Source organism: Actinoplanes sp. 13 (assembly GCF_056134165.1).
The window spans coordinates 30,638-51,262 of the sequence record NZ_JBVYOQ010000028.1 but is presented as its reverse complement, the minus strand read 5'-3'; the positions used below and the strand labels follow the sequence as shown (position 1 = coordinate 51,262).

The following is a 20,625-nucleotide window of genomic DNA, read 5'->3' as shown; positions in this document are numbered from 1 at the left end:
TCACGCCGAGGGCTTGATCGTCCCGTCGTCACCGATCGTGACTCCGGTGTCCGGGAAGTCCTCCGCCGACAGCTCGCCGACCATCTTGCGGCCGCGCTCGTTCTCGTCGTCGCGGACCGGCACGCCGGTGCTGTCGAGATAGGTCGAGAGGAACTTGCCGCCCGCGTACTCGCCGTCGCCGGTGAGCGACACGTGCAGGATCCCGGAGTATTTGAGCACGCCGGTGCGGGACAGCGTCCGTCCGCCGCCGGCGAAGTTGCCCAGGCTGTACGCGATCAGTTTGCCCTGGTAGAACTCCATGCCGCGCAGCACGTGCGGTCCGTGCCCGACGACCAGGTCGGCGCCCGCGTCGACGACGGCGTGGCTGAACCTGATCGGGTCGCCCCGGTTCTCGCCGAAGAACAGCTCGGTGCCCGGCTTCACGTGCGTCTTGTCGGAGCCCTCGGCGCCCATGTGCACCTGCACCACGACCAGGTCGGCCTTGGTGCCGGCCTCCTCGACGACCTCCCGCGCGGCGTCCAGGTCGTTCAGGTCGTTGGCTCCCGCGTACGACGAGAAGCCCACCACCGCGACCTTGATCCCCTTGACCTCCACGACGGTGATCTGGTCCTCGGCCCCGGTGTGCTCGATGCCGGCGTCCTCCAGTGCCTCGACGGTGTTGCGGTAACCCTGGGCGCCGAAGTCCTTCGAGTGGTTGTTCGCCGTGTTGACCAGCTGGAAGCCGGCGTCCTTGAGGTGTCTGGCGTAGGACGGCGGCGACCGGAACGCGTAGCAGTTGGGCCGCGGCGGCGAACCGCACTTGGAGGTGCCGGTGTCACCGGTGAGCGGCTGTTCCAGGTTGCCCATCACCAGGTCGGAGGCGAGTCCCTCGCGCACCGAGTCGAAGAATCCCTCGCCGCCGTTCGCCGGCAGGCGGTTCGGTGCGCTGCCCATGATGATGTCGCCGGTGGCGGAGAGCGTGATCGACTCGACGCGCGCGGATTCCTCCTGTTTCGCAGGCCGGCTCGCGGCCGTCGACGCGGCCGGTGCGCTCCACGACGGCGTTGACGGACTGTCGCGTTGCGCCAGGGCAATACCCCCCAAACCGACACCAACCAGGGCAGCGAGGGCGATGGTGACGGTGAGTACGGGCCGGCCGAAAAGGCCCCGCCCCGGGGGTGGGGGGTGCGGATTCATCGACCGGGACGATACCGTCGGCCTGCAAGCGGGATCGACCGACGAAAGGCCTGTCCTGATATGCCCGTACCGCCGAATTGTTTCCGGCGGTCCAGGCGAATCTGGTTACCGTCCGGTATCTGGATCAAGGGGTGGCCGCCCGTTTCCCGCCCGCGTGCGCCTAGACTGATCGAGCGCAGACGTTGCGCGTTTTCGGAGGTGCGGCGATGGATGAGGTACTGGCGCGCAGCGGAATCTTTCAGGGCGTTGACCCGGAAGCCGCCGAGGCGCTCGCCAAGGAGATGGACACGATCGAAGTCCGCAAGGGCGACGTGGTCTTCAACGAGGGCGAGGCCGGTGACAGCCTGTATATCGTTCTGTCCGGCAAGATCAAGCTCGGTCGACGAGCCGCTGACGGCCGGCAGAACCTCGTCTCCATCATGGGCCCGTCCGACATGCTCGGCGAGCTGTCGCTCTTCGACCCGGGCCCGCGCACGGCGACCGCGACCGCGGTGACCGACAGCCGGCTGGCCCGGCTGAAGAAGTCGTCGCTGCGGCCCTGGCTGAACAACCGGCCCGAGATCGCCGAGCAGTTGCTGCGGGTGCTCGCCCGCCGCCTGCGCCGGACCAACGACGCGCTGGCCGACCTGATCTTCACCGACGTGCCCGGCCGGGTCGCGAAGAACCTGCTCCAGATGGCCGGCCGGTTCGGCACCCGCGACGGCGGCGTCCTGCGGGTGACCCACGACCTGACCCAGGAGGAGCTGGCGCAGCTCGTCGGCGCCTCCCGCGAGACGGTGAACAAAGCGCTCGCCGACTTCGCCTCGCGCGCCTGGCTCCGGCTGGACGGCAAGAGCGTGATCATCCTGGACCCGGAGCGCCTGGCGCGTCGCGCCCGGGTCTGACCTTTCGCTTATAAGGGGCCGTCCATCCGGACGGCCCCCTAAACGTGCCCGATCCACCTGTTCGAGGGACCGGGCCGCGGCGATCGGGTCCGTGTCGCACCCGCACGGACGCTCGTTACGGAGGTGGCCGAGAGGCACCGGCGTGACAGGGAAGGGCGCGGCTTTGATTGCAGGCAGGGGCGTAGCGGGCATCGGGGTGTCTCCATGACCGTGCTCGACACCACGCTGGACCCCCGCGATCCCGCGTACCTTTCGGGGCGCAGCTCGACCCTGCAACTCCTCGCCGAACTGGAGACCGTGCTCGACCAGGCGCGGGGCGGCGGCGGGGAGAAATGGGTCACCCGGCACCACGCGCGCGGGAAGCTCCTCCCCCGCGAACGCATCGAGATGCTGCTCGACCAGGACAGCCCTTTCCTGGAGCTGGCGCCGGTGGCGGCGCGGGGCTCGGAATACCCGGTCGGCGCCAGCGTGGTGACCGGTATCGGGGTGATCGAGGGCGTCGAGTGCGTGGTGATCGCCAACGACCCCACGGTGGACGGGGGCGCGGTCAACCCGTACACCGCCGAGAAGATCCGCCGGGCCGCGCGGATCGCGTCGGTCAACCGGCTGCCGCTGGTCAACCTCGTCGAGTCGGTCGGCGACGCCAAACCGGGCGGCGGGATCGCCCGCGAGCTGAGCCGCCTCACCGCCGACCGGGTGCCCACCGTATGTGTGATCTTCGGGGTCACCACGGGTGACGCGGCCTACCTGCCGGCCCTCTCCGATTACACGATCATGGTGCGCGGGCACGCGAAGGTGCTGACCATCCACCCGCAGCCGGTACGCGCAGGCGCCAACGGCCACACCGGCGTCGAGGTGCGCGCCACGCCCGTGGTGCCCGCCGGGCCGGCCGGGCCCGCCGACCAGTTGGCCGAGGACGAACGCGACGGCTTACGGCTGGCGCGACAGTGCGTACGCCGCCTCAACTGGCGCAAGCACGGCCCGCCGCCGCGCACCTCGCACCCCGCACCGCCCCGCCACGACGCCGAGGGCCTGCTGACCCTGGCCGCCCTCGAGCCGGCCGGCTTCGAGCCACGCGAGGTGCTCGCCCGGATTCTCGACGACAGCGACTTCGACGAGTTCAAGCCCAACGCCGGAGCCCTGCTGACCGGCTGGGGTGAGCTGCACGGGTACCCGCTCGGCGTGCTCGCCACCCCGGGCAGCCCCTGCTCGGCCGCCGAGGCGCAGAAGGCGGTGCACTTCCTGCACCTGGCCAACGCGACCGCCACCCCGCTGCTGTTCCTGCTGCACGCGGGCCTGCCCGCGGGCGAGGAGGCGGAGGCGCCCGACGCCCGGCACGACGCCCCGCTCGTGCACGCGGTGGCCAAGTCGGCCGTGCCGCACCTGGTCCTCGGGGTCGGATCGGCCGCCTGCGACCTGATGGACCGCCCGGACGAGCCGCGCTTCCAGTTCAGCTGGCCCACGACGGGCCGCACACCGACCGACGACGGCGTCATCGACCCCCGCGACACGCGTACGGTCCTCGGCCTCTGCCTCTCCGCGGTGCACAGCGCGGCCGTGGAGGGCGCCGGACACGTCGGCGTGTTCAGACCCTGAAAGGTAGACCAGTGATCCGACGAATTCTGGTGGCCGACCGAGGTGAGGTCGCCCGCCGGGTGTTCGCCACCTGCCGGCTGGTCGGCATCGAGACAGTCGCCGTCTATTCCGACGTCGACTCCGACGCGCCGCACGTCACTGAGGCCGACTATGCGGTCCACCTGCCGGGCAACACGCCGTCCGACACGTACCAGCGGACCGAGGCTCTGATCGCCGCCGCGCAGCGGGCCGGGGCCAACGCCGTGCACCCCGGCATCGGCCGGCTCGCCGAGGATCCCGGCTTCGCCGAGGCGGTGATCGAGGCGGGGCTGATCTGGGTCGGGGCGCCACCCGCGGTCCTGCGCACGCTGAGCGTCAAGACCGAGATGAAGAAGCTGGTCGCCGAGGCGCAGGTGCCGGTCCTGCCGAGCTTCACCGACCCGGAATCGGTGCCCGGGTTCCCGGTGCTGATCAAGCCGGCCACCGGCTGCGGCGGCCTCGGCATGCGGGTCGTCCGCGACGCCGCCACGCTGGCCGAAGCGGTGGCCTCCACCCGGCGTGAGATCGGCGGGGACGTCTTCTGCGAGCCGTACGTGACGAACGTCCGGCACATCGAGGTGCCGATCCTGGCCGACGCCCAGGGCGCAGTGGTGCCCTTCGGCGAGCGCGAGTGCTCGGTGCAGCGCCGCTACCAGAAGATCGTCGAGGAGACCCCCTCCCCGGCGGTCGACCCGGCGCTGCGCGAGGAGCTGTGCCGGGCCGCGATCGTCGCGGTACGCGCCCTCGGTTACGTCGGCACCGGAGCGGTCGAGTTCCTGCTCGACGCGGACGGCGCCTTCTGGTTCCTGGAGCTGACCCCCACCCTCCAGGCCGATCACGCGGTCACCGAGTGCGTCTCCGGGTACGACATGGTTCGCCTGCAGCTCCTGGTGGCCGAGGGCGGCAACCTGCCGATGCCGGGCCCGCCGCCGATCCGGGGGCACGCCATCGAGGTGCGGATCTGCGCCGAGGATCCGGCGTACGCGTGGCTGCCCGCCGCCGGCACCCTGCACCGGTTCGCGGTGCCGGATGTGGCCGGCTCGTTCCGCCCGCTGCCGCAGCCCGGCCTGCGCCTGGACGCCGGGGTGGCCGACTGCTCGGTGGTCGGCATGCACCACGACCCGATGCTGGCGAAGCTGATCGCCTGGGCACCGAGCCGGCAGGAGGCCGCCCGGATGCTGGCGTCCGCGCTGGCCCGGACCCAGCTGCACGGCGTGGTCTCCAACCGGGACCTGCTGGTGCGCGTCCTGCGGCACGTCTCGTTCCGCTCCGGCGACATCGACACCGGCTTCCTGGACCGGCACCCCGAGGTCTTCGCGCCGCTGCTGTCCTCGGTGGACGCCGTCCGGCTCTCCTGCCTGGCCGCCGCTCTCGCCGGGGCCGCCGGCCGCCGCGCCACCGCGCCGGTGCTCGGCTCGCTCCCCTCCGGCTGGCGCAACGTCCCCTCCGGCTCGCAGACCGCGGTCTACGACGGCCCGACCGGCCCGGTCGAGGTCGGTTACCGGATGAACCGGCACGGTGAGCTGGCCGGCTGGTGGGTGCGCGCGGTCGACCCGGAAGAGCTGGACCTGGCCGGTCTCGGTCAGGCCCCGGTCGCCGACGAGCACCCGCCGATCGTCATCGTGCAGGCGAGCGCCGACCGGGTGGTCCTCAACGTGCAGGGCATCCGGCTGGCGGTTCAGGTTCACCGGGTGGGTGACGTGTCATATGTGGACAGCCCCGAGGGCTCGGTGGCGCTCCGGGAGATCTCCCGGTTCCCGCTGCCCGCCCCGGAGGCCGGCGAGAGTTCCCTGATCGCCCCCCTGCCCGGCGCGGTCCGCCGCATCCTGGTCGTTCCCGGTCAGCGGGTCCGGGCAGGCGAGCTGCTGCTCACGCTCGAGGCGATGAAGCTGGAGCACCCGGTGCACGCACCCGCCGCGGGTGTGGTGGCGTCGCTGCCGGTGCACCCCGGTGCCGAGGTCGACACCGGCGAGCTGTTGGCCGTCCTGGATCCGGAGTGATCGTCACTCGATGATCTTCCCGAGCGCCCGCAGGCCGGCCACGACGTCGGCGCCGGTGGGCGGGTGCTCGGGGTCGGCCAGCATCTGCATGACCACCCCGGACATCAGCGCGACCTGCACCATGCCCAGCGTGCGCATCGACTGCTCCGGCACCTCCGCCTCGGGGGCGCCGGTCAGGATCCCGGTCATCCCGCTGCGGCCCTGCCGGATCCCGTCGGCGAGCGCCGGCATCAGGTCGGGCTGCCGTTGCGCCTGCATGAACAGCTCCATCGAGGCCAGCCACATCTTCGGGTGAGCGCGCGCCTGGGCGAGCAGGTCGTCCCACATCCGCTCATATGCCTGTGCGGGCCGGCCGCCCGGCGGCACGAGGATCCGCCCGGTCAGGTCGCCCCACTCGTCGAGGATCGCGAACAGCGCCTGGAAGAGCAGGTTCTCCCGGGACCCGAAGTGATAGCCGATCGCGGCCAGGCTGACGCCGGCTGCGGTGGCGATGTCCCGGGCGCTGGTCCGGTCGAAACCCTTCTCCAGCAGACAGGCCTTCGCGCCGGCGAACAGAGCCTCCCGGTTTCCCATGATCGGACCGTATCAGACAGCCGTCTTGCACGAACGTCTTGCACGTTCGTCTAAGGCGGCCGTATGGTCAGCGGCATGCATCCACTTCTGTCACTTCTGGCCGGCGCAGTCCTCGTCGCCCCGGCCCCAGCCGCCGACGTCATCCACACCGACCGGGGCGCCGTCCGCGGCACCGTCACCGCCACCGGCGCCCGCAGCTTCCAGGGCATCCCCTACGCCGCACCCCCCACCCGCTGGACCGCACCGCGACCCGCCGCGGCGTGGCGCGGCGTCCGCCCGGCCACCCGTCCCGGCCCGGCCTGCGCCCAGCCCGCCGGCCTTCCGATCGGCGTGCCCGGCGAAGCCGAGGACTGCCTCTACCTGAACGTCACCGCACCCGCCGGCAAACGCCGCCACCTGCCGGTGATCGTCTGGATCCACGGCGGCAGCATGATGGTGGGCACCGGCGACATGTACGGTCCGGACCGGCTGGCCGCGGACGCCGTCGTCGTCTCGATGAACTACCGCCTCGGCGTCCTGTCCTTCCTGACGCACCCCGCGCTCGACGCGGGCTCCGCCCACGGCTCCGGCAGCCTGGCCCTGGAGGATCAGCAGGCCGCCCTCCGCTGGATCCGCACGAACATCAGCGCCTTCGGCGGCGACCCGGACAACGTCACGATCATGGGGCAGTCCGGCGGCGGCTACGCCGTCTGCAGCCACCTGGCCTCGCCCCGGTCGGCGGGCCTCTTCCACCGCGCGATCATCCAGAGCGCACCCTGCACCGAGGGCAGCACCCGCACCCGGGCCGAGGCGGAGGCCGACAGCGCCGCCACGATCGAGGCGGTCGGGTGCGCCGGCGCCCCCGACATCGCGGCCTGCCTTCGTTCCCCCGCCACCACGACCGCCGAGCTGCTCAGCGCGTACGGCGCCTGGTCCGAGCCGCGCCCGGTCGCCGGCACGTCACTGCTGCCGCTCGCGCCGGCCGAAGCCCTGCGCACCGGCCGCTTCAACCGGGTGCCGGTCCTGATCGGCGTCAACCACGACGAGGAGAACGGCAGGTACGCGGGCCAGGAACTGAACGGCTCGCCCATCCCCGCCGCGTCCTATCCGTCCCTGGTCCGCGAGCAGTTCGGCCCGCACGCCGAGGCCGTCCTCGCCCGCTATCCGCTGACCGATCACGCCGGTTCCGCCGGGCTCGCGCTCGCCACCGTCGGCACTGATCACAACTGGTCGGTGCCGACGTACGACACCGCCCGGCTGCTCTCCCGCTGGACGCGCACGCACATGTTCGAGTTCGCCGAGCAGGACACACCCTGGTTCGCCGGTTACCCGGAGCCCAGCTTCCCCTGGCGGGCCCAGCACATGGCCGAGATCGCCTACCTCTTCGATCTGCCACTCTTCGCCCGGCGCACGCCCGAGCAGGACCGCCTGGCCGCGCGCATGATCTCCACCTGGACTGCTTACGCGGACGCCGCGGACCCGGGTTGGCGATCCTTCACGACTCGCCGGCCCCACATCGAGTCCCTGAAGTCCGGCCCCTGGGTCGCCGCCCCGGACTTCCGCGGCGACCACAACTACCGTTTCTGGTCATCGCTCAGCTGAGCGACCGACGTTCCGTCCAGGACACCTTCTTCTGGTACGCGCAATGCCCGCCCGTCGTGCCGAACCGGCCCGTGTGGGGACTTGAGGTGCGGAGCGCACCCGAAATCAACACGCTGGTTGCCGCCCCACGCGTGTGGGGACTTGAGGTGCGGAGCGCACCCGAAATCAACACGCTGGTTGCCCCCCGGCTGTCGCCCCTTGCGGGTTTGCGGTTGGAGCAGGGGTGGCAGGTCAGCCCGGCGGGCGCGGCACGGCCTTGACCGACGCTCGGCTCGCGTGGAGGCCCGGAACTGCTCTCGTGCGTTCGGGGACCCATGGGTCGTACATCCGCGGGATTCTCTTGAACGCGCAGAGCGAGCTGAGGGATCAGCTGAACCAGCGGCTGAAGAAGCCTTTGCGGGCGCCCGGGTTGTGAACTGTCGGGGTGTCGTCGTCGCGGGTCGGGGTGCTGGGCACGATCGGTCGCGGTCGCGGCAGGTGGTTGGGCGGCGTGGTGGTCGCGGAGCGGTAGACGGTCGGCGGCGGCTGTGGCGTGTTGGGGTCGAGTTGCAGGTTGTTCAGCAGGTCCCGCATCTGTTCCGCGGTCGGGCGCGAGGCCGGGTCGTTGGCCATGCCGTACCGCAGGACGTCGGTCAGCGACCGGGGCACGCCGGGCAGTTCCGGGATCGGCTGGTGGAAGAGGTCCATCAGCGTGATCAGACTCGGACTGCGGTCGCCCTGCCAGCGGGGCGGGCGGCCGCTCATGACGGCATAGAGGGTGGCGCACAGGGCGTAGACGTCGGCGGCGCCGGACGGGCTTTCGTGCCGGAACATCTCGGGGGGCGCGTAGGCGGGGGTGAGCACCTCGAGGGTGACCGAGGAGTCGCGCATCTCGCCGAGGACGGCCAGGCCGAAGTCGGCGAGGACCGCCGGGTTGAAGTGCGAGTAGAGGATGTTCGCCGGTTTCACGTCGCGGTGCAGGACGCCGTTGGCGTGCGAGTGCACCAGGGCGTCGGCGATCTTGATGCCGACGTCGCGGGCCTCGGCGGGGGTCAGCGGGGAGACGCGCATCCGGTCGAGGTACGACCCGTCGCAGAGCTCCATGATCAGGTACGGGTGCTGGTCGACGGTCACGCCGACGTCGAAGAGGTCGACCACGTGCGGGTGCGACGACATGCGGCCGGCCGCGCGCGCCTCGCGGAGAAACCGGGCCTGGTCGCGGGCGCTGTCGAGAGTGCGGTTCTCCATCTTGATGGCGACCTCGCGGCCCACCGAATCCTGGGTGGCCCGGTAGACGGTGGCGTAACCACCACGGGCCATGACCGACAAACCAGACATGCCTGGCACATAGGGTACGGGGAGGGCGCCAGGCGGAGTGTCCGTCACGCTAAAGAAAATACGCCAGCCGGATCGGAGATCATCCGGGCACGTCAGACGCGTAGGCGACAGTTTCGGCCGCGACCGTTTCGACACCCGTCACGGCGAGCGTGTCGCGCAGCTCCTCCGCCGCTATCCGCTCACTGGCCTGCTCGGTCGCGTACGCCAGCCGCACGGCTTCGTCCGCGGCCGCGCGGGCTTCGTCGCACCGGTCCGAGGCCGCCAGGACCCGGGCGCGGACCATGGCGGTGATCACACCGCTGCGGACGTCCTCGGCCGGCAGCTCGTGGGCCCGCTCGATCCACGTCAGCGCGGATTCGACCCGGCCGTCGGCGAGCAGAGCCGACGCGTACGCCGCCAGCGCGTGCCGACGCGAGAAGAGCAGCGACGGCGTGGACGTGTCACTGGCGATCGGCGCGAGCAGCCCGACCGCGGTGGCCGCGTCACCGGCCCGGTTCCGCGCCTCGGCGAGCAGCACCCGGGGCCCGACCTGAGCCGGCGCCAGCGGGTTGTGCGGCTCGACCGCGGTCATCACCCGGCGCGCGTCGGCCTCGGCGGTGACCAGGTCGCCGCGTTGCAGCGCGACGAAGCCGTGCAGCGTGCCGGCCATCCCGATCAGCAGCGGGTGCCCGGTGCGGTCGGCATAGACCAGCGCGTCGGTCAGCAGGTCGGCGGCGTGGTCCAGCTCGTTCAGGCTGCGGGCGATGGCGCCCCGGACGACCATCGCGAGGCCACGGCCCCAGTCGTCGTTGAGCTCGTTGAACTCGCGGAACGCCCGGCGGGCCTGGCTGTCGGCGGCGCCCAGGTCGCCCAGCTCGGTGGCGGCGTACGCCTCGACGACCCGCAGGGTGCCGACCGCCCAGCCCTCGCCGACCCGGTCGCCGAAGGGCAGGAAGATCCGGGCCAGCCGGCGGGCCTCCTGGAGCCGGCCGGCGAGCAGCCGGGCGAAAGCCGTGGTGCCGCGCAGCCAGGACCGGCCGACCGGGTCGCCGAGCTCGGCGAAGAGCCGCGCGGCCCGGCCGAGCACCGCGTCGGTGCCGGCGAAGTCGCCCCGGGTGGTGGTCACCCAGGCCAGGTTCTGCAGTGCCCAGGCCTGCCCGTGCCGGTCCCCGGCAGCGAGCGTGACCTGATAGGCCGCGGCGAACCGGCTGCTCGCCTGGCTGAGCCGGCCGGTCAGGAAGTCGGCCATGCCGAGCCGGCGCATCGCGTTCGCCCGCTCCGGCAGCAGCTGCGCCTCGGTCGCCACCTCCAGGGCCTCCTGCCAGGAGGAGACCGCGTTGCCGGTGTCGCCGAGAGCCTCGTACGCCCGGCCGACCAGGATGGCGCCCTCGGCCCGGCACACCGGTTCGTCCGCGGCGGCTTTGACGATCTTCTGGCCGTGCGCCAGCGCCTCCTCGGCCCGGCCCAGGCGCAGCAGCGCGCGGGCATAGACGAGCTGGTCGGGCAGGGGCAGGCCGTCCTTGGTGAGCGTGGTGGCGCGCTCCGCGTACTCGATGGCCGCAGCCGGCTCGATGTTGGCCAGGGCACGCCGGGCCATCCGGCCTAGCGCGGCCACCCCCAGCGGCGCCACGTCCCGGGCGGTGGCGTCGGGGCGCAGCCGGACCGCGTCGGCCAGCTCGACGGCCGCCTCGACGTGGGTGGCGATGAAGGCGTCCCGCTCGTTCTCGCTCAGGTTGAGCCGGGCGGCGCCGTCGTGGCCGTCGCGCACCCGCTCCGGCGCCGCCCACGACGCCAGGTACGCGTGCCGCTCGGCGAGGTCCGCCTTACCGATGTTCGCGTACGCCGCCTCCCGCATCAGCGGGGTGGTGAACGCGTAGCCGCCGCGCGACCGGTGCAGCATGCGGCGCTGCAGCAGCTCGTCGACGGCGCGCTCCAACTCGACCGAGGCCACCGCGCCCGGGAGCATGTCGGTGCCGGCCCGCCGCTCCTGCAGCGCCTCCAGCACCCCGCTGGGCACCGTCGTCCCGGCCACCGACGCGTCCCGCAGCACCGAACGCGGCTCGGTGGGCAACGCGTCGATCCGGGCGGCGAGCACGGCGGCCAGGTCCCGGGAGAGCAGCTGGCTGCCGAGCGACCCGGCGGCGAGCTTCCACCGGCCGGCCGCGTTGGCGCCGACCGCGGGGGTGAGCGCGCCGCGCTCCATCAGCAGCGTGACCATCTCGGCCAGGTAGTACGGGTTGCCCTGCGCGGTGGCGAGCAGCCGGTCACTGTCGGCCGGGGGCAACTTGCCGCCGTTGAGGTACGACGTGAGCAGCCGCGACGCGTCAGCGCCGCGCAACGGCGGCAGGGTGTGCACCTCGGCGTCGGCCAGCCGGGTCATCACCCCGGCGGTCCGCACCAGCTCCGGCCGCCCGAGCAGCAGCACCACGACCGGGCCGTCCAGCTGGGACAGCGTGTTGCCGAGCGTCTCGACGGTGGTGGCGGTGGCATCGTGCAGGTCGTCCACGATCACCGTCAGCGGCGCCTCGGTGGCCAGCGCGGTGAGCACGCCGGCGACCGCGATCGAGATGGCCTCGGCGTCGATCCGCTTGGCGCTGGGCGGCCAGTCCGCGGGCGCGGCCGGGCCCACCGAGTTGCCGGGCGCCTCGCCGTAGCCGAGCAGCACCAGCAGCCGGTCGGTGTCGAACTGGGTGCCGAGACGGCCGGCCAGCTTGCGCAGCCGCTCCTCCACCACCGAGCGGCCGATCGTGGCGTTCATGTCCTTGGGCAGGCCGGCGGCCTTGCGCACCAGGTCGGCGAGGGGCGCGTACCGGCGGCGCTCACCGAAGGCACGGCACCGCACCCGCAGCACCCGGGCGCCGTGCCCCGCATAGGCCCCGGAGCCGGCGTCGTACCCGGCGGCGAGCCGCTTCACCTCGCCGGCGAACCGGGACTTGCCGATGCCGGCCTCGGCGGTCATCACCATGATCCGCGGGGTGCCGGAGTCGATCGCCTCGGCGAGCCGGCCGGAGACCCGGCCCAGCTCGGTCTCCCGGCCCACGAACGGCGCCTCGTCACCCAGGCCGGACCGGGTGCCCGGGGCGTCGTGCAGGCCGAGCAGCTCGTACGTCGGGACCGGCTCGCGCTTGCCCTTGAGCCGCAACGGGCGCAGCTGCCGCCAGGAGGCGACGTGCCGGGTGCCGGCGCTGGTCCGCTCGCCGGCGTAGACCGCGCCGACCGCGGAGGCGTCGGCCAGTCGCGCGGCGGTGTTCACCGTGTCGCCGATGACCGTGTATTCGATGCCGGCCTGCATGCCGGCGACCACCTCGCCGGTGTTCAGCCCGACCCGCAGACCCAGCGGGGCGCCGCCGCCGCGCTCGTCGTCGAGCACCCGGCGGACCGCGCGCTGCATGCTCAGGGCCGCCCGGACCGCGCGTTCGGCGTCGTCCTCGTGCGCCACCGGTGCGCCGAAGACCGCCATGATGCCGTCACCGGTCAGCTTGTCCACGTGCCCGCCGAACGTCTTCACCGCGCCGGCCAGCGCGGCCAGCACCCGGTCGGTCACCGCGCCGACCCGCTCCGGGTCGAGGTCCTCCGACCAGGAGGTGAAGTCGGAGAGGTCGCCGAAGAGCACGGTCACGATCCGTCGCTCGGCGGCGGGCAGCGAGGCCGCCGCGGGCAGCGCCGCGCCACAGTGGTGGCAGAAGCGGGCGCCGGGCACAGCGACGGTCCCGCACACGGGGCAGGTCACGGCCGATCCAACCGTCGGGGACCGGTCCCGGATTCCCGTATCAGGTAATCGATCTGCGCGGCCGCGGACCATGCGGCGGCGAACCGCACGGCCGGGTCGATGTCGGGGTAGACCAGCTCGACCACTTCCTCCGGGGTCCGGGCCCCGGCGGCCATCGCGGATCGGACCTGGTCGAGCCGCTCCCGGCGGTGATCCCGATAGAAACCGGCCCGCTCGGCCGTGTCGGCCCGCGCCGGGCCGTGGCCGGGCAGCATCACCGTCCCGGGGTACGCGCTGAGCACGTCCAGGCTGTTCAGATAGGCGCCCAGGTCGCCGTCGGGCCGGGCCACCACAGTGGTGCCGCGCCCGAGGATCGTGTCACCGGTGAACATCGCGCTGTCGTTCCCACACTCGACGAGAAAGCACACCGAATCCTGCGTGTGCCCCGGAGTGTCCAGCACCTGTATTTCCAGACCGTTCCCGCCGAGATGCTCGTTCGGGTCGAGAGTGTCACCGTGCCGGCAGTGCGCCGGGTCCGCGGCCAGCACCGCGGTGCCGCCGAGCAGCTCGGAGAGCCGCTCGGCGCCCTCGACGTGGTCGTGGTGCCCGTGCGTGATCAGGATGAACTGGAACGGGCCGTGCTGAGCGATCCGGCGCAGGTGCCCCTCGTCCAGCGGACCGGGATCGATCACCGTGGCGAACTCCGCGCCGGGGGCCCGCAGGATCCACGTGTTGGTGCCGTCCAGCGTCATCGGGCCCGGGTTGGGCGCCCGCAACAGCGTGACCCAACCCGGTAACCGGTCGACTTCCGTCGACTCGGGATCAGCACCCCCCATGCCCCGAATCGTACGTCGCTCGCCGAGCGGGGCCGAGACACGATGTCCGATCCCGGCGAAACCTTCGGCCGATCACGCCACTTCGGCGATGACCTCGACCTCGACCGGCGCGCCCAGCGGCAGCTCGCTCACCCCGACCGCGCTGCGCGCGTGCCGGCCCTGCTCACCGAAGACCTCGCCGAACAGGTTGGAGGCACCGTTGACGACGAGTGGCTGGCCGGTGAAGCCCGGCGCGGACGCCACGAACCCGGTGACCTTGACGATTTTCACGAGCCGGCCCAGGCCGACCAGCGACTCGATCGCGGCCAGGGCGTTCAGCCCGCAGATCCGGGCCAGCGCGGCAGCCTCGTCCTGGGTCACCTCGTCGCCGACCCGGCCGGCCTTCGGCAGCTTGCCGTCGACCAGCGGCAGCTGACCGGAGACGTAGACGTAGTTGCCGGTCTGCACGGCCGGGACGTAGGCGGCCAGCGGCGGGACCACCTTGGGCAGGGTCAGGCCCAGTTCGGCGAGCTTGGCGTACGCGTCCACGCCGCCCTCACCCGCGATCGGCGCCGGCCCGGTCACGATTTGGGCCGCTTCAGGTAGGCCACCAGCTGCTCCGGGTTCGGGCCGGGCACGACCTGGACGAGCTCCCAGCCGTCCTCGCCCCAGTTGTCGAGGATCTGCTTGGTCGCGTGGACCAGCAGGGGCACGGTCACGTACTCCCACTTCTGCATGGCTGGACTTCTCCCTCTAGGTCGGTTACCGGCACAGCTTAGGGCCCGGCGCTCGGGGCGGTTGATTAGGCTGAGCCGAAGATTCACTGAATGCGCACACGCCGTCACCCAGTGCAATAAGACTGAGCGCGACCAGCGGAGGTGACATGACACATCAACCAGGGCCAGAGTGGTCCGGGCACCCGGCGCCACCGCCGTCGCCCGAGCCGGAGCCGGGCGCCGCGGGGGCGCCCGGACCACAACTCGACGCGACCGCGGAGCACCCGATCCTGTTCACGGACACCGCCGAGCAGCCACCGGTCCACGGCCCACCCGATCCCGGCCAGGTGCTCTCCCCGGTTCCGCCGGCCCCGGGATGGCACCAGCCGGAGCCCTCCGGCCCCTGGCACGCCCGGCACGAGAAACCCGGCGAATGGCAGTACCCGCCGCCCGAGCATCTGGCCTTCCAGCACTCCCCGCCGGCCGAGACCGGACCGCAGGAGCCGATCTGGGTGAGCCCGCCGCCCGGATCCGGCCCGGGGATGCACGGCGACCCGCGCCGGCGCTCGACGGTGTTCCTCTCGCTGGCCTTCGCCGCCACCCTGGTGCTCTGCGGCGGCGGCGCGGTCTCTGCGTACTTCCTGTTCCGGGACGCCGACAACCCCGGCTCGCCGGACCCGGCGACCGCGGTCAACCGCTTCCTGACCGCGGTCTACACCCAGCAGGACGCCGGCGCCGCCGGGAACCTGGTGTGCCGCAAGTCCCGGGACGCCAAGAAGCTCGCCGACCGGGTGGAGCAGATCAGCGCGTACGCGAACGGCTATCAGGGCGCGGTGTTCCGCTGGGACGATCCGACCGTGGGCGAGCGCGAGGACGACGAGGCCACGGTGGGCGTACGCGTGGTCCTGTCGACGGAGGACGAGAAGTCGGCCGCCCAGGATCTGCGGTTCACGGTCATCCGGAAGACCGGCTGGCTGGTCTGCGACGTGTCCGGCTGACGCCGCGGCCGTACCTTTGAAGGTATGGGCGACGAACACCGCAACTGGCCGCAGCGACTGCACGTGGTCACCGGCAAGGGCGGCACCGGCAAGACCAGCGTCGCCGCCGCGCTGGCCCTCGGGCTGGCCGCCGGCGGACGGCGCACGCTGCTCGTCGAGGTGGAGGGCCGGCAAGGCATCGCGCAGCTGTTCGGTCTCGACCCGCTGCCGTACGCGGAGCGGCGGATCGCCACCACGACCGGCGGCGGCGAGGTCCGCGCGCTGGCCGTGGATCCCGAGGAGGCCCTCCTCGAATATCTCGACATGTTCTACAAGCTCGGCGCCGCGGGCCGGGCCCTGCGCAAGGTCGGCGCTATCGACTTCGCCACGACCATCGCACCGGGCCTGCGCGACGTGCTGCTCACCGGCAAGGTCAAGGAGGCGACCACCCGGTCGCACGACGGCCGCCGGGTGTACGACGCGGTGGTGCTCGACGCCCCGCCCACCGGCCGGGTCGGCCGCTTCCTGAACGTCACCGACGAGACCGCCCGGCTGGTCAAGGTCGGCCCGATCAAGACGCAGAGCGAGGGTGTGGCGTCCCTGCTGCGCTCGCCGATGACGGCGGTGCACGTGGTCACCCTGCTGGAGGAGATGCCGGTCCAGGAGAGCTTGGACGCGATCACCGAACTCAGCGCGCTGAAGATCCCGATCGGCCGGATCATCGTGAACGGCGCCCGGCCACCTCTGCTCGCCGCCGGCCGGATCACCAAGGCGGAGATCAAGCGTGGCCTGGCCGCGGCCGGGGTGACCAGTGCGCCGGCGACGGTGAGCCAACTCGCAGCCGAGGGGCAGGCCCACCTGACCCGGCGCGAGCTGGAGGAGTCGCTGCGGATGGAGTTGGCCGAGCTGGGACGCCCGATGATCGAGCTGCCGTTGCTGCCGGACGGCGTCGACCGGGCCGGCCTGGAGCAGTTCGCCGCACGTCTCCTGAAGGCTTGATCGCCGGGATGCCCGATCAAGACGCACTACGCTGGAACGGTGGCTGATGTGACCGCTCCACGACTGGACGTCGATGGCCTGCTCGCCGACCCGGCCATCCGCATCGTGGTGTGCTGCGGGGCCGGTGGGGTGGGCAAGACCACAACGGCCGCGGCGCTCGGGCTGCGCGCCGCGGAGGTGCACGGCCGCCGGACGGTCGTGCTCACCATCGACCCGGCCCGCCGGCTCGCGCAGTCGATGGGCCTGACCGAGCTGGACAACACACCCCGGCAGGTCAAGGGCATCGACGTCACGGAGAGCGGCGGCGAGCTGCACGCGATGATGCTCGACATGAAGCGCACCTTCGACGAGGTGGTGGAGCAGCACACCACCCCGAAGCGCGCGGCCGAGATCTTCGCGAATCCGTTCTATCAGGCCATGAGCTCCACGTTCTCCGGGACTCAGGAGTACATGGCGATGGAGAAGCTGGGCCAGCTGCGAGCCGGCGACGAGTGGGACCTGATCGTGGTCGACACCCCGCCGTCACGGTCCGCGCTCGACTTCCTGGACGCCCCGGCGCGTCTCTCCCGGTTTCTCGACGGCCGGATGCTGCGCATGCTGCTGGCTCCGGCACGGACCGGCGGACGGAGCATGTTCAGCCTGGTGACCGCGTCGTTCGGGCTGTTCTCGCGGGCCGTGCAGAAGATCCTCGGCGCCCAGTTGCTCACCGACCTGTCCGGCTTCGTCGCCGCGCTGGACTCGATGTTCGGCGGGTTCCGGCAGCGCGCCGACCAGACGTACCGGATCCTGCAGGACCCGCAGACAGCATTTCTGCTGGTCGCCGCGCCGGAACGGGATGCGATCCGGGAGGCGGCGTACTTCGCCGAGCGGCTGGTGGCCGAGCGGATGCCGCTGGGCGGCCTGGTGCTGAACCGGATGCATCAGACCGAGCCGGCCGGCCTGACGGCCGACGAGAGTGAGGCTGCGGCCGAACGGCTGGAAGCCGACGGCGAGGCCCAGTCCACCGCTGACGTGCTGCGCATCCACGCGACGCTGCTGCGGCAGACCGAGCGGGAGGTACGGGTGGCCGCCAAGTTCACCGAGGCTTTCCCCTCGGTGCCGACCACCGCGGTCGCCGCACAGCCCGCCGACGTGCACGACGTCGACGGGCTGCGGACGATCGGAACGCTGCTTGCTTAGGTGCTGCTAATCAGCGGGTGGAGACGAGCACCTTGTCGGCGCCCTTCTCCCGCAGCGCGGCCTCGAACATCTTCCGCCAGCTCGCCACGTGCGGGTGCCGGCGGAGAAGTGCCCGCCGTTCCCGTTCTGTCATGCCTCCCCAGACGCCGAACTCGATGCGGTTGTCCAGGGCGTCGGCGAGGCATTCGTAGCGAACCGGGCAGCTGCGGCAGATCCTCTTCGCCACGTTCTGCTCGGCGCCCTGCACGAACAACGCGTCAGGGTCGCCACTCTGACACGCCGCCATGCTGGGCCAGTCGCTGATCATCCCCATCGGTAAACGTCCCCCCTTGCTTTCACCCCCGGGCGCCGCGGCTATGTCCCCCTCGCCGCGCAGACGCCGTGCGATGTCTCGCCGGACCATCATGCTCCGTAGTTGGGTGATTACGCAACGTTGTCCCTCAAATACGTATAGCCCGGTAGTTCCGGGCATAGCGGCCAGGAACTTGTAGCGGATCGGGGGTTTCTTTGGTGCATATGTGGGAAATCGCCGCGCCATGGCGGGTGACAGCCCACACTCGATACGGTCAAGGCGAACCTTCTCGACGAGCAGTCGCGTGCGCCGTTCGCGTACCCTGCTCGGGTGACCTCCTGGTTTCGCCGACGCGATCACAACATCTTCACCAACGCGACCTCGCTTCTGGTGTGCGGCCTGCTGGCCGGCGTGGTCGTCGCCGCTGCCGCATTCCCGGCCGCCGCGATGACCGGTCTGGCCGCCAAAGCCGGCGGCCAGACGTTCGCCAATCTGCCGGGTGAGCTCAAGGACTTCAGCTCCCCGCAGATCAGCCGGATCTACGCGTCCGACGGGCGCACCCAGCTCTCGCTGTTCTACGACGAGTTCCGCAGCGACGTTCCGCTGAAGGACATCTCGAAGAACATGCAGAACGCGATCCTGGCGGCCGAGGACCGGAAGTTCTTCGACCACAACGGCGTCGACCTCAAGGGTGTCGCCCGCGCGTTCGTGGGCAACAGCCAGGGCGGGACGCAGCAGGGCGCCTCCACGCTCACCATGCAGTACGTGCGGATGTCGCTGGCCTACTCGGCCACCAACCCGCAGGAGGTGGTCGACGCCACCGAGGACAGCGCGAAGCGCAAGATCACCGAGATGAAGTACGCGCTGCAGGTGGAGAAGCAGCTCACCAAGGAGCAGATCCTCGAGCGCTACCTGAACGTCGCGCCCTTCGGCAACCAGGCGTACGGGGTGTTCGCCGCCAGCCAGGTCTACTTCAACAAGCGGCCGAAGGACCTGACCGTCGCCGAGGCCGCGATGCTGGCCGGCATGGTCAAGGCACCGTCGAGCTTCAACCCGACGACGCCCTCCGGCCACGAGCAGATCACCGCGCGGCGCGACAACTACATCATCCCGGGCATGGTCACCCTGGGGGCGATCACCCAGCAGCAGGCCGACGAGGCGAAGAAGCAGAAGGTTCCCACCAAGGTCAAGCCGGTCGGCAACGGCTGCGCCTGGGTCTCCAAGAACTACTGGGGCTTCTTCTGCGACTACTTCTACCGCTGGTGGATGCAGCAGCCCGCGTTCGGCGCGACGGAGTACGACCGGGAGCGTCGCCTGAAGAGCGGCGGGTACCGAGTGGTCACCACGATCGACCTCAAGGGCCAGGCGGCCGCCCGTAAGGAGATCACCAAGCGGCAGTCCGACAGCAGCCAGAACGCCGTGCTGCTGGCCGGCATCGAGCCCAGCACCGGCAAGGTACGGCTGCTCGCCGCGAACCGGAAGTACAAGCTCGACGACGCGGACAACCCGACCAACAAGATCTCCTCGGACCCGAAGAAGGCCAGGAAGAACATCCGCGGCACCCACCCGAACACCACGAACCCGCTGCTGAGCGGTGGCGGTGACATCAACGGTTACCAGGCCGGGTCGGTGTTCAAGATCTTCACGATCATCGCCGGGCTGGAAGCCGGCTATCCGCTCGGCTACACGATCAAGACGGACGCTCAGTACCGGTCGAAGTACAAGACCAGTCCCAGCGACCGCTCGGCGTGTCCGGGCACCAACCAGTGGTGCCCGAAGAACTCCGGCAAGGGCGTCGGCGTGTTCACCATGTGGAGCGCGTTCGCCAAGTCGATCAACACGTATTTCGTGCCGCTGGAGGAGCGGGCCGGCGCCGACAAGGTGGTGGCCGTGGCCAAGCGCTTCGGCGTCCAGTTCCGGGCCGGCCTGGACCGGCAGATGGCCGACGACCCGGAGCAGGCCCGCGGCTGGGGCACGTTCACCCTCGGCGTGTCGCAGTCCACCCCGCTGGAGATGGCGAACGCATACGCGACGCTCGCCGGTGACGGCATGTACTGCCAGCCCACGCCGGTGGAAAACATCACCACCAAGGACGGCGAGAAGCTCGAGATCGGCAAGCCGCACTGCATCCGGGCCACCACCAAGGACGTGGCGCGGGCGGCGCTGGACGCGGCCCGCTGCCCGGTCGGCGACTCGGCCCAGCTGGGCGCCTGCAACGGCTCGACGGCCGGCCCCACCAAGGGCATCGTCGGCCACCCGGTCTTCGGCAAGTCCGGCACCACCGACAACGACAAGACCGCCTCGCTGATCGCGGGCACCACGTCGCTCGTCGTCGCCGGTTACATGGCCAACCCGGACTGGCCCGAGCACCGCGACCGGATGAGCCACGACATCATCAACCCGGCCGTTCAGCACACCCTCAAGGAATTCATGAAGGGTAAGCCGAAGGAGCAGTTCAAGAAGCCGGGCAGCAGCAAGATCGCGTACGGCGACCAGCGGTCCATCCCCGACGTGGAGTGCGACTCGCTCGGCTCGGCGCGGTCGCGGCTCGAGGGCGCCGGCTTCGAGGTGTCCATCGGCGGCGAGATCGACTCGAAGTGTCCCAAGGGCACCGCGGCGGGCACCAACCCCTCCGGCAGGACCATCAAGAACGGCGCCGTGATCATCGAGGTCAGCAACGGCAAGCAGGACAAGCCGGAGACTCCCGGCCCGGGCGGCAGCGCGCCGCCGGGCCCGGGTGGTGACCGGGACTAGCCAGGCGACACGGAACGGGGCGGGAGAGTCGATCTCCCGCCCCGTTTCGCGTACTCGAAC

General features: G+C 71.4%; 16 protein-coding genes. 8 read left to right on the top strand and 8 right to left on the bottom strand.

What is annotated here, in order from left to right; all coding sequences use genetic code 11:
* The gene (locus AC0NH5_RS34980) at positions 1 to 1,176 is read right to left on the bottom strand and encodes a CapA family protein (protein WP_474411348.1); all 1,176 of its coding nucleotides are present in this window, start codon (positions 1,174 to 1,176) and stop codon (positions 1 to 3) included.
* A 206-nt stretch (positions 1,177 to 1,382) separates the two neighbouring features.
* Here AC0NH5_RS34980 and AC0NH5_RS34975 point away from each other — a divergent pair, with 206 nt between their 5' ends.
* The 3 genes from AC0NH5_RS34975 (at position 1,383) to AC0NH5_RS34965 (ending at position 5,674) form a co-directional block, all read left to right on the top strand.
* Positions 1,383 to 2,060: a Crp/Fnr family transcriptional regulator gene (locus AC0NH5_RS34975; protein ID WP_014447921.1), complete on the top strand. Its 678-nt coding sequence runs from the start codon at positions 1,383 to 1,385 to the stop codon at positions 2,058 to 2,060.
* 204 nt (positions 2,061 to 2,264) lie between these two features.
* Positions 2,265 to 3,656, top strand: a complete 1,392-nt coding sequence (locus tag AC0NH5_RS34970) for a carboxyl transferase domain-containing protein (protein ID WP_474411347.1) — start codon at positions 2,265 to 2,267, stop codon at positions 3,654 to 3,656.
* Positions 3,657 to 3,667: 11 nt separating this feature from the next.
* Positions 3,668 to 5,674, top strand: coding sequence for an acetyl/propionyl/methylcrotonyl-CoA carboxylase subunit alpha (locus tag AC0NH5_RS34965; protein WP_474411346.1), 2,007 nt, complete (start codon positions 3,668 to 3,670; stop codon positions 5,672 to 5,674).
* A gap of 3 nt (positions 5,675 to 5,677) precedes the next feature.
* Here AC0NH5_RS34965 and AC0NH5_RS34960 read toward each other — a convergent pair whose 3' ends face one another.
* The gene (locus AC0NH5_RS34960; RefSeq protein ID WP_474411345.1) at positions 5,678 to 6,247 is read right to left on the bottom strand and encodes a TetR/AcrR family transcriptional regulator; all 570 of its coding nucleotides are present in this window, start codon (positions 6,245 to 6,247) and stop codon (positions 5,678 to 5,680) included.
* A 75-nt stretch (positions 6,248 to 6,322) separates the two neighbouring features.
* On the opposite strand from AC0NH5_RS34960, the gene AC0NH5_RS34955 reads away from it, so the two are divergent.
* Positions 6,323 to 7,828 carry a carboxylesterase/lipase family protein gene (locus tag AC0NH5_RS34955; RefSeq protein WP_474411344.1) on the top strand — a complete coding sequence of 502 codons (1,506 nt, stop codon included), beginning with the start codon at positions 6,323 to 6,325 and terminating at the stop codon, positions 7,826 to 7,828.
* A gap of 366 nt (positions 7,829 to 8,194) precedes the next feature.
* Here the strand turns inward: AC0NH5_RS34955 and AC0NH5_RS34950 are convergent, their stop codons facing one another.
* The 5 genes from AC0NH5_RS34950 to AC0NH5_RS34930 form a co-directional block, all read right to left on the bottom strand.
* Complete coding sequence (locus AC0NH5_RS34950) at positions 8,195 to 9,193, bottom strand: serine/threonine-protein kinase (protein WP_474411343.1); 999 nt, start codon at positions 9,191 to 9,193, stop codon at positions 8,195 to 8,197.
* 31 nt (positions 9,194 to 9,224) lie between these two features.
* Entirely contained in the window at positions 9,225 to 12,854 is a 3,630-nt protein-coding gene (locus tag AC0NH5_RS34945; protein ID WP_474411342.1) for an adenylate/guanylate cyclase domain-containing protein, read from the bottom strand.
* Positions 12,851 to 13,669 carry an MBL fold metallo-hydrolase gene (locus AC0NH5_RS34940; protein WP_474411341.1) on the bottom strand — a complete coding sequence of 273 codons (819 nt, stop codon included), beginning with the start codon at positions 13,667 to 13,669 and terminating at the stop codon, positions 12,851 to 12,853. The genes AC0NH5_RS34945 and AC0NH5_RS34940 overlap by 4 nt, the downstream gene beginning before the upstream one ends.
* Before the next feature lie 72 nt (positions 13,670 to 13,741).
* On the bottom strand, positions 13,742 to 14,233 hold the full coding sequence (locus tag AC0NH5_RS34935; protein ID WP_474411340.1) for a RidA family protein: 492 nt from the start codon (positions 14,231 to 14,233) through the stop codon (positions 13,742 to 13,744).
* Positions 14,230 to 14,385, bottom strand: a complete 156-nt coding sequence (locus AC0NH5_RS34930) for a DUF4177 domain-containing protein (protein ID WP_093619400.1) — start codon at positions 14,383 to 14,385, stop codon at positions 14,230 to 14,232. Before AC0NH5_RS34930 ends, AC0NH5_RS34935 begins: the two co-directional genes overlap by 4 nt.
* A 146-nt stretch (positions 14,386 to 14,531) precedes the next feature.
* Between AC0NH5_RS34930 and AC0NH5_RS34925 the strand changes: the two genes are divergently transcribed.
* The 3 genes from AC0NH5_RS34925 to bagB are packed head-to-tail and all read left to right on the top strand — an operon-like array spanning position 14,532 to position 17,519.
* Complete coding sequence (locus AC0NH5_RS34925; protein WP_474411339.1) at positions 14,532 to 15,362, top strand: Rv0361 family membrane protein; 831 nt, start codon at positions 14,532 to 14,534, stop codon at positions 15,360 to 15,362.
* A gap of 24 nt (positions 15,363 to 15,386) precedes the next feature.
* A complete protein-coding gene (gene bagA, locus AC0NH5_RS34920) occupies positions 15,387 to 16,340 on the top strand; it encodes an ATPase BagA (protein ID WP_474411338.1) in 954 nt (317 codons plus the stop codon).
* A gap of 48 nt (positions 16,341 to 16,388) precedes the next feature.
* Positions 16,389 to 17,519, top strand: coding sequence for an ATPase BagB (gene bagB, locus AC0NH5_RS34915; RefSeq protein ID WP_474411399.1), 1,131 nt, complete (start codon positions 16,389 to 16,391; stop codon positions 17,517 to 17,519).
* Between the two features lie 10 nt (positions 17,520 to 17,529).
* Here the strand turns inward: bagB and AC0NH5_RS34910 are convergent, their stop codons facing one another.
* The gene (locus AC0NH5_RS34910) at positions 17,530 to 17,832 is read right to left on the bottom strand and encodes a WhiB family transcriptional regulator (RefSeq protein ID WP_041832981.1); all 303 of its coding nucleotides are present in this window, start codon (positions 17,830 to 17,832) and stop codon (positions 17,530 to 17,532) included.
* A 309-nt stretch (positions 17,833 to 18,141) separates the two neighbouring features.
* Here AC0NH5_RS34910 and AC0NH5_RS34905 point away from each other — a divergent pair, with 309 nt between their 5' ends.
* On the top strand, positions 18,142 to 20,565 hold the full coding sequence (locus tag AC0NH5_RS34905) for a transglycosylase domain-containing protein (protein ID WP_474411337.1): 2,424 nt from the start codon (positions 18,142 to 18,144) through the stop codon (positions 20,563 to 20,565).
* Positions 20,566 to 20,625 lie beyond the last annotated feature (60 nt).